The 11,811-nt window shown below is 39.1% G+C and carries 9 protein-coding genes and 1 tRNA gene; 3 read left to right on the top strand and 7 right to left on the bottom strand.

Going from position 1 to position 11,811, the window contains the following annotated elements:
- Window positions 1-55 precede the first annotated feature (55 nt).
- From DBX24_RS00515 to era, 7 genes are all read right to left on the bottom strand, one after another.
- Window positions 56-943, bottom strand: coding sequence for a glycoside hydrolase family 25 protein (locus tag DBX24_RS00515; protein WP_160223629.1), 888 nt, complete (start codon window positions 941-943; stop codon window positions 56-58).
- A gap of 18 nt (window positions 944-961) precedes the next feature.
- Window positions 962-1,816: a diacylglycerol/lipid kinase family protein gene (locus DBX24_RS00510; protein WP_160223628.1), complete on the bottom strand. Its 855-nt coding sequence runs from the start codon at window positions 1,814-1,816 to the stop codon at window positions 962-964.
- Between the two features lie 160 nt (window positions 1,817-1,976).
- Window positions 1,977-2,177 (bottom strand): YgaP-like transmembrane domain, encoded by a 201-nt coding sequence (locus DBX24_RS00505; RefSeq protein ID WP_221407566.1) that lies wholly within the window; start codon window positions 2,175-2,177, stop codon window positions 1,977-1,979.
- 79 nt (window positions 2,178-2,256) lie between these two features.
- The gene (locus DBX24_RS00500; protein ID WP_160223627.1) at window positions 2,257-5,478 is read right to left on the bottom strand and encodes an efflux RND transporter permease subunit; all 3,222 of its coding nucleotides are present in this window, start codon (window positions 5,476-5,478) and stop codon (window positions 2,257-2,259) included.
- A 36-nt stretch (window positions 5,479-5,514) separates the two neighbouring features.
- Window positions 5,515-6,603: an efflux RND transporter periplasmic adaptor subunit gene (locus tag DBX24_RS00495; protein ID WP_120488829.1), complete on the bottom strand. Its 1,089-nt coding sequence runs from the start codon at window positions 6,601-6,603 to the stop codon at window positions 5,515-5,517.
- Window positions 6,604-6,703: 100 nt separating this feature from the next.
- On the bottom strand, window positions 6,704-8,011 hold the full coding sequence (locus tag DBX24_RS00490) for a TolC family protein (protein ID WP_160223626.1): 1,308 nt from the start codon (window positions 8,009-8,011) through the stop codon (window positions 6,704-6,706).
- 361 nt (window positions 8,012-8,372) lie between these two features.
- Window positions 8,373-9,248 carry a GTPase Era gene (gene era / locus DBX24_RS00485; protein WP_160224667.1) on the bottom strand — a complete coding sequence of 292 codons (876 nt, stop codon included), beginning with the start codon at window positions 9,246-9,248 and terminating at the stop codon, window positions 8,373-8,375.
- A gap of 138 nt (window positions 9,249-9,386) precedes the next feature.
- On the opposite strand from era, the gene DBX24_RS00480 reads away from it, so the two are divergent.
- From DBX24_RS00480 to DBX24_RS00470, 3 genes are all read left to right on the top strand, one after another.
- On the top strand, window positions 9,387-10,550 hold the full coding sequence (locus DBX24_RS00480; protein ID WP_160223625.1) for an iron-containing alcohol dehydrogenase: 1,164 nt from the start codon (window positions 9,387-9,389) through the stop codon (window positions 10,548-10,550).
- Between the two features lie 139 nt (window positions 10,551-10,689).
- A complete protein-coding gene (locus DBX24_RS00475; RefSeq protein ID WP_160223624.1) occupies window positions 10,690-11,553 on the top strand; it encodes a BadF/BadG/BcrA/BcrD ATPase family protein in 864 nt (287 codons plus the stop codon).
- A 144-nt stretch (window positions 11,554-11,697) separates the two neighbouring features.
- Window positions 11,698-11,771: transfer RNA gene (locus DBX24_RS00470), tRNA-Ile, on the top strand.
- The last annotated feature ends 40 nt before the right edge of the window (window positions 11,772-11,811 follow it).

Raw genomic sequence — 11,811 nt, 5'->3', positions numbered from 1 at the left:
TCTTTTTTAGTAGTAGTAGCTTAATAATTGAAGCCGTGTTACCAGTGTTAAGAAGCTACTTATTGCTAAATTTTTTAAGCTCTTGGAGGGAGCCGTTGAAGACATTGAGATCTACTTTTGTATTAATGCCATAGACAATGCCCTTTTCGGAGAATTGCCAGAACTCCCAGTGGTCGGTAGGGGAAGGCTGGAGTACATTGTTATAATTGGCAAGCCAAAGGGGATAACCTTCAAACTCGCCACGCAAAAAGTCCTTATAGTAGTAATAATAGGTGTAGATGATGGGCTTCTTACCGTAGTGATTTTCTATAATATTGCACCATTTCTTGAGGTCGGCAATGAGCTGTTCTTTTGATCTCCTCCTTGGGATTTTCTCTATATCGAGCACGGGAGGGAGGTCATCTGCTTCAAGGTGAACCGTAGCAATAAAGTTTTTTGCCTGCTGGGCAGGGTCTTCATCGGCGCGGTAGAAGTGGTAAGCACCGCGGATTTTGCCGTGCTGTTGGGCTTTCATCCAAAAATCAGCGAAGTGTTTATCGGTACTGGCATTGCCCATCGTAGCCCTTAGCACAACGAAATCAATCGAAATAGCTCCGCCCGCAATCGTCATACTGTCCCACTCAATGTCCTCTTTTCTTTGATAATGAGAAATATCTATTCCGAAGACTTTATCGTGATGTTCAGAGATGATTCTCTCCATTCTCATCGTTTCATACGGGGTGTTTTTGAGTACAGAATGCTCTTTTTTAATCCTAAAATAGGAGGAATAATAGTACCCGAGGGTCGTTCTGTAATAAAATCCGATAGAGAAAAGCCCAATGAGCAGAAACACTAAAAGGAGGTGTCTTTTCTTCCAAAAGCGTTTGTTTTTCTTATTCTTTTTTCGATGGGTAGAAGGCTTTTTAGCACTTGTCTTTTTCCTCTTGTGGGCTGTTTTCTGCATATTTATCCTGTGATTTTTTTATTGCAAAATACGAAGGCTTTGTTTGGAAACTTTAATGCTAACGGGGGAGGAAATACTCACCGCATCACCGTCTATATGCCAGAGATCGGAGGAAGCATTTATCTCAATTTTTTCTGTACAGAGGTATTTGATGTAGCGGTTGCCCCTCAGTTTTTTGGTGAAAAGTTGGCAGGCGAAGATAGGCGAGTACCAGAACGGAAACTTCTTGACGAGTGCAAGGTCTATCTTACCGTCATCTATCATCGCCTGCGGTGCGATGTAGGCATTGTTCCCAAACTGACGGGTGTTGGCAATATTGAGCATCATATAGCTGCCACTGAAGTTCTTAAAGTGGGAATCTGAAAAGGAAACCTCTACGCTTTTAAACTGAAAATAGGTCTTGACCGTTGTTTTTATATAGTTGAAAAATCCCCGTGAAGTCTTCTCAAAATTATGGGCCACAGTGCTGTCGAGCCCCACACCAGAGACATTGATACAGAAATAATCATTGATTTTTACCGTATCTATTTTCTTTGAATTGCCTTTTTGGAGTTTTTCTATAAGCTTTTTTAGATTGGTATTGAAGCCATTTTCTCTTGCAAAGCCATTACCCGACCCCATTGGATAGACCGCGAGGATTTTCTCGGAATTGACCAGTTGCTGCGCAATGGAGGAGATGGTGCCATCGCCACCAGCAGCTACAAAAATATCAATATGCTCCCAGTTCTCAGAGATGAAGCGCTCTGTATCCTCTTTTGTACGAGAAATAAGTACGGTGGGTTGGTCTATGCGTTGGTTGATTTCCTTTAAAAAAGGTTCGTATTGTCCTTTCGAGGAATTGGGGTTGATAATAAAAGCGACTCTGCTAATCATAGCGACAAATATAGGGATTTTTGGAGAGGCATTGTTTAATATTTTTAGGAGTATAATATGGATATAAAGAGGCTTAAAACAGGGGGGGGAGCCCAAAGCCACTCACAATACTGTAAGTGGCTGAAAAAATTAAAACTTTAAAATTAATTTTATACAGAACCTAACTGCATTTTCCGTCTTTCTTCACACCCAATTTATTCAGAATCATATACATCATACACCAGTTTGTGGTAGCGTGAATCAGCATATTAAGCCCTACAAGTCCTATGAGCCAGAACCCGTTTGGGTTTATGAAAATTCCTAACAGGAGGCCGATTAAGATTAAAGTTCCTGCAATGGCATGTACAATTCTTGTTTGCATAATGTTTTGTTTTAAAGTTTAATTTTAAAAATATATAATTGAAGGTTATGAGTTTTAGATTTTAAGTTTTCAAGGTTAGTTATTCTTCCGATAGGTCGCATTCTTTTTTGGAGGTACTCTTCCATTTTTTGCGTTCTACCATATAATATACCAGTGGGACTACAACTAAAGTAAGCAGGGTAGAGACAATAGCTCCGAATACTAATGAAATTGCCAGTCCTTGAAAAATAGGATCAAAGAGAATAATCATTGCACCGATGACAACGGCTCCAGTTGTGAGCAAGATAGGAGTAGTTCTCACGGCTCCTGCTTCTATGATAGCTTGTTTCAGCTCCTCACCTTGCTCCAAGCGAATTTCAATAAAATCGATGAGTAATACAGAGTTTCTTACCATTACTCCTGTAAGGGCAATCATCCCAATAAATGAAGTTGCAGTAAAGAATGCATCTAAAAGCCAATGGCCGAGTACAATTCCAATAAGTGAAAGAGGGATAGCAATCATCATTACAAACGGGGTTTTGAAATTCTGGAACCAACCGACAATCAGCATATAAATAATGATAAGGACTACGGCAAAAGCTACAGCAAAATCACGGAAAACTTCGAGTGTAATTTGCCATTCTCCATCCCATTTTATGGTATAGTCAAAATCGCTATTGGGCTGCCCCATATACAGTTCATTTAGTTTATAACCATTGGGGATTTTAATGTGTTTGAGCTTTTCATCCATTCCGAGAATAGCGTATGCAGGGCTTTCTAATGCTCCCGCCATATCTGCCATTACATAAACTACGCGTTGCTGGTCTTTGCGGTAAATACTTTTTTCTACTTCTTTCTCTTCTATTTTTACTAAATCCGAGACGGGAATCATTCCTATTTGTCCTTTTACTTTTAGGCTGGTTATATCCTGAATATTGGCCTTGTCGGCATCATTAAGCCTCATAACGATATCAATCGGATAAACAGATTTTTCATCGTACAGATTTCCAATAGGATATTCTCCCATTAAATAGGTTATATTTCCTACAATCTGCTGAGGAGCAACTCCGTTTAACATTGATTTTTCCTTATCAGGAATTATTTTGAACTCTTTCTGACTGTCCTCAATTCTCGTATCAATATCTACGACATCATCGGTTTTTTGGAGGATTTTTTCAATCTCTTTTGCTATGCGCATCTGCTCATCGTAGTTTGGTCCATAAACTTCCGCAACGATGGTTGATAAGACAGGTGGTCCTGGGGGAACTTCTACGATTTTTACATTTGCATTGTATTTTTTTGCAATTTTTTGAATCTCGGGGCGAATATTTTTTGCAACATTGTGGCTCTGCTCTGAGCGCTCTTCTTTTCCTTTTAAATTTACCTGAATATCTGCTGTATTACTTGCTCCTCGCATATCATAATGGCGAACCAAACCGTTAAAGGTAATCGGTGCTGATGAACCTACATAATTTTGATAATTCACTACTTCTGGAACGGTTTTCAGATACTGTGCAATGTCTTTGGTTAAGGCATTGGTTCGCTCTAAAGTGTTCCCTTCGGGCATATCAATAACCACTTGGATTTCATTTTTATTATCAAATGGAAGTAGTTTTACGGCTATCCATTTCGTAAAAAATGCAGATACGGAAACCAGTAATAAAACAGCGGTAATCCCCAGCATTAGCCATCTTTTAGATGTGGAGTTTAAGAGTGGGAGCTCAATCTTTTTATAGATTTTGTAGATTTTTGAAGTTTCCAGACCTCGCTCTTCTTTATGCTCCTGCTCATCTTTTACTCGGAGTAAATGATAACCTAAATAAGGAGTAATGGTGAGTGCTACGAAAAGGGAAAGCATCATCGCAATAGATGCACCGATGGGCATAGGAGACATATAAGGTCCCATCATCCCAGAAACGAAAGCCATTGGTAATATTGCTGCAATTACAATAAATGTTGCTAAAACAGTTGGGTTGCCCACTTCGTTGATTGCATAAATAGCTGCCTGCTTAAACGGGAGTTTCTTCATATGAAAATGCCGGTGCATATTTTCTGCAATGATGATACTGTCATCTACTACAATTCCCACCACAAAAACAAGAGCAAAAAGAGTGATTCTATTGAGTGTATAACCGAGGATGTAGTAACTGAAAAGCGTGAGAGCAAATGTTAGTGGAACGGATAAAAATACTACCAGCCCACCTCGCCAGCCCATCGCCAGCATTACCAGAACAGTAACGGCAATAATGGCAACACCAAGGTGCATTAGAAGTTCAGAAACTTTATGTGAGGCGGTTTCTCCGTAATTTCGTGTTACTTCTACATAGACTTTATCAGGAATCAGTGTTTTTTTGAGGTCATCTACTTTGGAAATGATGCGTTTAGAAATTTTCATTGCATCGGCACCCTTCACTTTGGAAACAGAAAGCGTTACTGCGGGGTATTCAGACTTGAATTTCTTCCCATTTTGGGTAGCATTTCCATAACCAAAACTCACATAGTTTACAGGAGCTGAAGCGCCATCTGAGATTTTGGCAACCTGTTTTAGATATACAGGCATATTTTGTGAAGTCCCTACCACGAGGTTTTCTACATCTTCCTGAGAATAGAGAAACTGCCCTGTTGTAAGCATAAATTCTGTATCCCCAGAATTAAATTTTCCAGATTGAGAACTTCCATTATTTGCCTGAATCATTTGCATAATGCCTAGTGGGTCTATGCTTAGCTCTGCCATTTTATCCTTATCCAGTGTTACAGAAAGCTGTCGGTTTCGTCCACCGATTACATTGGTCTGGGAGACATCCTTGATTTTTTTGATTTCGGAAGCTACTTCTTCTCCAATCTGTCGAAGTTCGTAATCATTATATTTATCGCTCCAAAGTGTGAGCCCTAACATTGGCACATCATCTATAGAGCGGGTTTTTACCATTGGAGGCATCACTCCTTTCGGGAAAATATCCTGATGTTTCATCAATTCATCATAGAGTTTTACATATGAGCGCTCTGTATCTTCACCTACCAAAAACTGAACGATAATCATTCCCTGTCCATTCATTGCCATAGAGTGTAAATGCTCTACACCTTTGATGTTGGAAATAATCTTTTCCAAAGGTTTAATCACACGGTTCTCTACTTCCTGAGGATTAGCTCCAGGGTAACCGACCATAACATCTGCCATCGGAATTACAATTTGAGGTTCTTCTTCTCTGGGAATTAAAGTTGAGCTATACACACCGATAATCATCAGTGCTATCATCAGCAAAATCGTGAGTTTTGAATTGATAAAAAACGCGGCAATACGTCCTGAGAATCCTTTTTCCATAAAAAAAAATTTTTAGTATTTAATAAGGTAGTTTGATTATTTCAATTCTACTCTTGCTCCGTTAAACAATCTCCCATTGGAAGTGAGAATATAGGGTTCATCAGCCTTTAATCCAGAAAGTATTTCCACTTGCTCTCCGAAAGTTTTGCCTACTTTTACCCATCTTAAAATTGCGGTATTTTGGGAGCTTAGTACATAAACTCCAGTAAGCTGACCATTTTCTACCAAAGCAGATTTAGGTATCTGTATGCTTTCCTGAAAGTCTTGATTGGCTTTTCCGGAATATTTAAAGGGAAATTCTACATTGACAAACATTCCAGCCAAAGCATCCGATGAATCCATAATATTGATTTTAACCATATACTGTCCGCCTGTATTAGCTGAAGATTTACTGATTTCTGAAACTTTCCCCGAAATTCTTTTATTCAATGATTTTAATATCACCTGAACCTGCATTCCATTCGTAATCTGATTGATGTTCTGCTCAGAAACCAATACTTGAGCCTGTAAAGACGAAGGTGATTCTATCGTTAAAAGTGGCATTCCAGGATTTGCCATATCGCCCTGTTCCACATATTTTGCGGTAATAATCCCTGAAATTGGAGCGGTAATATGAGTATAGCGGTATTGAGCATTCACTTCATTTTTCATTTGATGGACAGCATCCAGACCAGCTTTTGCCATTTCGTAGCGTGCTTTCATATCGTCAACTTCCTTTTGTGAGGCACTTTGTGTCTTATAAAGATTTACAAAACGCTCATAATCTTTCTTTGCAATATTATAACTCGCTTGGGCTTGAGAAATCTGAGCATTAATCTGACCACTCTTAGCCTGAATATCGCTCGCATTGATGGAGACTAATAACTGCCCAGCACGGACATTTTGCCCAATCTCGGCTCTCATTCCCGTAATATATCCCATCATTCTGGTAGAAACATTTACTGAGTTTTTGGCAACGAGTTTTCCACTTGCTGTGGCATGGGAAGTTCCATTACTTGTGTTCGGTCTATTTACCGTAACACTAATGGGTTTGTCATTAAATGCTGCATTTTGTTTTTTGTCGGTGGTGCAACTCTGATTGATGAGCGCTCCTAAAATAATTGCGGTATAAATGTATTTTTTCATAGTAGATTTTTTTTATTTCTTAGACGGTTTCCCTCTAATAATGATATTTAATAAAATGAATTAAATATTAATTTTTTATGACTAAATCTTTATAATGGTACTATTTTTTCAGAAATTCCAGATAGGCAAAGGCAGTGTTATACTCAAAGATCGCTTGCTGATATTCCAATTCTTTCTGAGACATTAAGGTTTCAGCAGAGAGGAGGTCGGCCGATTTTTCCAGCCCCTGCTCATAGCGATTTTTTCGGATTCTGTATGCTTCCTTGCTTTGCTCCCAGGCTTTTTGGGTAAATATGATTTTAGAATTCGCATCTTGCACAGCACGACTGGCTTTGGAGAGTTCCAGCTCACTTTGTTTTGTGTATTGCAAGAGTTCAGCCTGTGTTTTTGAGACTTCAGATTTATATTTTTCAGATTCGGATTTTGATTTTAATCCATCAAAAATATTCCACGATAGCTGTAGCCCGACCAAATATCCATTAGCATCAAATTGAGCGAATTTGTTATCGTAGATTTCCCAGCTTCCAAAGGCATTCAGACGAGGGAGGAATTTAGATTTTGAAGATTTGATAAGCCATTTATAGGCTTCCAGAGATTTATTGTATGCTTCCAAATCCTTCCGATGAATATTGAGTCTTAAATCCTCAGAAATTAGCCCTTCTTGATATTTCAGAGGTTCTGTTGGTTTAAGAATCTTGCCATTAGAATTTTCGTTTAGAAGGAAATAAAGATAGTCGGAAGCATTTTTTATGTTAGACTTCGCTATTTGAATCTGGCTATCAATCTCACTGAGGCGTACATCCACATATAAGATTTCGGACTTCTGAATCATTCCATTTTTGAAATAATTATCCATCATTTTTCTATTGGCGAGTGTTGTAGCTCTTGCATTCTCCAATGTTTTGAGCATTTTGTAGGCAAGCTGGAGCATCATATAGGATTTTCTTAGCTCATACTGGATGTATTCTTTGGTGCGCTCCGCTTTTATTTTTAGTATATCGGCTTTTACCTTTCCTGCTTTCTTCTGAAGTATTGCGTCCATATTAAAAATCGGTTGTTCTATTTCCACTTTTGTCCCAAAGTTAGAGATACTTTTGGGGTTGTTAAGTTTCATAGGGTCAAAATCCATTGCGCTGACTCTCTCCTGATTTAGTTTTGAACCAAAAGCCATCAGAGGGTTATTGGTATTAATAAATGTATAGGATGCTGTGATATTGGGAAGATACATTGCTCTTGTTCCTAAAAGTTCGGTCTGTGCTATATCTGCTTCTTTTTGTGCCAGTTTTATTTGGAGGTTTTCATCTAATGATTTAGCTTCAATTTCTGATTGTGAAATTTGAATAGTGTCCTGTGCCTTCCCCTTAGAATAAATACTTAATGCTAAAACAGAGAAAAGAATATATTTCATTTTTCTTAATTTTTAGCAAAAGTATACTGGTGAAATCTCCTGTACAGTGATAAATGTTACATAAGAATGACTCCTCCTCGCATCTGTATGAATAATTTATGTTGAAAAAAAACTATTGTTATTGTCTATGTAATAGCCTGAAGAAAAATGTAGCGAACTTACTGGAGAAAAAAGGCAGTGGAGACCTTGCAAATATGGCAATTTATGACTTTTCTGAAAACAGCCTATTTCTATCTAAGTAAAAAAAGAAAACTTTATTAAAAAGTTCCAGTTAGGCTGAATCTCTGCAAAATGAATAAAACCCCTCGCTTATAGAAGTGAGAGGTTTTTAATTTTAGACTGAGGGTGAATAATAATGATACTACCTATACCCAAAATTCTTTAAATCTCGATCACTTTTGCGCCAATCCTTCTTCACTTTTACAAAGAGATTAAGGTGTATCTTCTTCGCAAAGAACTTCTCAAGGTCAAGCCGTGCCTCCGTACCCACTCTCTTAATCGCTTCACCCTTATGACCAATCAATATCCCCTTCTGCGTCTCCCGCTCTACATAAACAATAGAATCTATGAAGATAATCCCTTCCTTTTCCTTAAAAAGCTCCGTAACTACTTCTACCGAATACGGAATCTCCTTCTCATAATTCAGTAAAATCTTCTCACGAATCGCCTCATTTACAAAAAATCGCTCAGGTTTATCCGTAAACTGATCCTTATCATAATACGGCGGGTTCTCTGGAAGCATCGTCTTGAGCTTCGGGAGGATAATCTCCGTATTAAAGGCATTCAACGCCGATATCGGGAGTATCTCCGCCTTCGGAATCCTCTCGTGCCACTCCTCTACGAGCCTCTCAAGCCGCTCCTGATCGGTCTTATCCACCTTGTTCAAAAGAATAAGAACAGGAACAGGAATTTTATTCAGCTTTTCAATAAGAAACTCCGATGCAGGAGCCTCATCCGTAACATCTATAATGAAAAGAAACACATCCGCATCCTGTAGCGAGTCCTTCACAAAATCCATCATCCTCTCTTGCAGCTCATACTTCGGATCCAGCACACCAGGCGTGTCAGAAAACACAATTTGTACATCCTCTTCGTTATAAATCCCAAAGATTCTGTGCCTCGTCGTCTGTGCTTTTTGGGTAACAATCGCAAGTTTCTCGCCCATCAATTGGTTGAGAAGGGTAGATTTCCCCGCATTCGGCTTGCCAACTATATTTACAAATCCTGCTCTGTGCATATCTTTAAAATCTAAGGTAGCAAAGGTAATGAAATTATCATATTCCCCCCTCAAATACCAATATTTCTGATTAAAATACCTCAAAATCTTTCCCAAATACTCAATAATAAACCCTATCTTTGAACGAAAATTTATATTATGCTGAATTTTGAATTTAAAAACCCTACAAAAATTATATTCGGACAAGGCGAAATCGCCAAACTCTCTACCGAAATCCCCAAGGGAGCAAAAATCCTGGTGCTTTATGGCGGAGGGAGCATAAAATCAAACGGAATCTATGATGAGGTGATGAATGCACTCTCTGGTCGCCAAGTTTATGAATACGGAGGTATCCTCGCAAACCCTGAGTATGAGGTATTATTAGGTGCGTTGGAAATCATTAAGGATAAGGAGATTAGTTTCCTCCTCGCCGTAGGCGGAGGCTCCGTAATCGATGGTACAAAATTCCTCGCGGCAGCCGCTAAATATGATGGAACCCCTTGGGACATCCTCTCAAAACCTATTAGAACATTAGAGGGAGAGGCTTTGCCTTTCGGTACCGTGCTCACCCTCCCTGCAACAGGCTCCGAAATGAATTCTGGCTATGTAATCTCACGAAGAAAGACCAACGAAAAGCGCTCATCTAGTGGTCCTGGCTCTTTCCCCGTCTTTTCTATCCTCGATCCGAATGTGGTTAAGTCCATACCCCAGCGCCAGCTCGCCAATGGTATCGCCGATGCCTATACTCACGCATTAGAACAGTATATGACGGTCATTTCTGATGCTGATCTTCAAGATAGATTTGCCGAAAGTGTCCTCATTAGCCTTCAAAATACCGCCCCTAAGCTCCTACAGCAAGATTTTGACTATCATACTGCGGCCAACTATATGTGGTGCTGCACTATGGCGCTCAATGGGCTCCTCCAAAAAGGTGTGGTAACCGACTGGGCTGTACACGCCATAGGTCACGAGCTTACGGCATACTTTGGCATAGACCACGCACGCACTTTGGCGATTATCGCCCCTTCTCACTACCATTATAACTTTGAATATAAAAAAGAAAAACTCGCTCAATACGCCGAAAGAGTCTGGAACATCACCGAGGGCAGCCTCGAAGACAAAGCAAAACTCGCCATCGAGAAAATGGAAGCATTTTTCCATAGCTTGGGCATAAAAACCAAGCTATCAGACTATACCAAAGACTATAAAGGCACCGCCGAAAGGATAGAACAGGCTTTTATAGACAGAGAATGGCTCGGCATTGGTGAGTTTAAGCGCATCACTCCACAAGATGTAAAGAAAATCGTGGAGATGTCCTATTGATTTAATTATCGTCATTTTATTTAATAATTGGGAGTGTTTTATTAGAATGATAAAACGCTCCTTTTTTACTCATAATAGAAGAAAAATTTAAAACTTCTACTTATCTTTGGCACATTAGCTTATAAAAATACTTTACATAATGATACTTTTGGTAGATAGTGGCTCCACAAAATCAGACTGGGTATTCCTGAGCAGGAAGGGAGAGATGATTGCGAAAACCAGCACCCAAGGGATGAACCCCAATGTAATAAATGTACAAAATATCCCCTCAGATTTATCCCAAAACGAGGTCTTGATGAGGTATAAAGATGGGGTTTCTTATCTCTTTTTTTATGGTTCAGGCTGCGGAATCGTAGATAATCAGCAAAAAATGAAAAATACCCTACAAAAATTCTTCCCAAAAGCACTCATTGAGGTGAAAGACGACCTAACAGCAGCCGCTTACTCTGCTTACAGAGGAAATCCCGCAATAGTGGGCATACTTGGGACAGGCTCAAACTCCTGCTTCTTTGATGGTAAGAATATCGAGGTAAAACTGCCTTCCCTCGGGTATATCCTCAGCGATGATGGCGGGGGAGCTGCCTTAGGTAAAGCCATTCTGAAACACTTCTTTATGAAAAAGCTCCCCACAGATTTAGAACGGGACTTCACAGAGATCTACCACCTGAAAATTGAGGACTTTATTAAAAATATCTACCATAATCCGAAGGCAAATGCCTACCTGGCAGGGTTTAGTAAGTTCCTGCACGAGAAAAAAGAGCATCCTTTTATTCAAAAACTCTTAAAGCAGGAGTTTTCTAATTATTTTGAATTTCAAATATTGCCCTATCCAGAGGCTAAAACCTGTGAAATCAACTTCATTGGTTCTATTGCCCATTATTATGAGGATATTCTAAGAAATATTGCGAGAGAACATAGGCTAAACATCGGTCAAATTGTGCAAAAGCCTATCGATAACCTTATAAAATATCATAAGGACTATATTTTTGGTAGATTAAATTAATCTTTTCATCATAATTAAGCGACTGTAAAAGATAATTTTATAAAATAATCACATAAAAAGTATAGATTTTTTTTTGAAATAAGGGGAAAAATACTATTTTTGCACCACAATAAACGAAACAGAGCAGAAGAATGTTAGTTTCGAGGTCCTATAGCTCAGTTGGTTAGAGCACCTGACTCATAATCAGGTGGTCCCTGGTTCGAGCCCAGGTGGGACCACTTTACAATCCAAGTGTTTATGTATCTACATAAGCACTTT

Origin of the sequence: Bergeyella cardium (assembly GCF_009914665.1) — a bacterium.
GTDB lineage: Bacteria > Bacteroidota > Bacteroidia > Flavobacteriales > Weeksellaceae > Bergeyella_A > Bergeyella_A cardium.
The sequence above is the reverse complement of the archived record's forward strand: the minus strand, read 5'-3'. Positions and strand labels throughout refer to the sequence as shown.

Coding starts and splice junctions, on each gene's coding strand:
- DBX24_RS00510 (WP_160223628.1), bottom strand. CDS start 1,816: ATGATTAGCAGAGTCGCTTTTATTATCAACCCCAATTCCTCGAAAGGA.
- DBX24_RS00480 (WP_160223625.1), top strand. CDS start 9,387: ATGCTGAATTTTGAATTTAAAAACCCTACAAAAATTATATTCGGACAA.
- era (WP_160224667.1), bottom strand. CDS start 9,248: ATGCACAGAGCAGGATTTGTAAATATAGTTGGCAAGCCGAATGCGGGG.
- DBX24_RS00505 (WP_221407566.1), bottom strand. CDS start 2,177: ATGCAAACAAGAATTGTACATGCCATTGCAGGAACTTTAATCTTAATC.
- DBX24_RS00490 (WP_160223626.1), bottom strand. CDS start 8,011: ATGAAATATATTCTTTTCTCTGTTTTAGCATTAAGTATTTATTCTAAG.
- DBX24_RS00515 (WP_160223629.1), bottom strand. CDS start 943: ATGCAGAAAACAGCCCACAAGAGGAAAAAGACAAGTGCTAAAAAGCCT.
- DBX24_RS00475 (WP_160223624.1), top strand. CDS start 10,690: ATGATACTTTTGGTAGATAGTGGCTCCACAAAATCAGACTGGGTATTC.
- DBX24_RS00495 (WP_120488829.1), bottom strand. CDS start 6,603: ATGAAAAAATACATTTATACCGCAATTATTTTAGGAGCGCTCATCAAT.
- DBX24_RS00500 (WP_160223627.1), bottom strand. CDS start 5,478: ATGGAAAAAGGATTCTCAGGACGTATTGCCGCGTTTTTTATCAATTCA.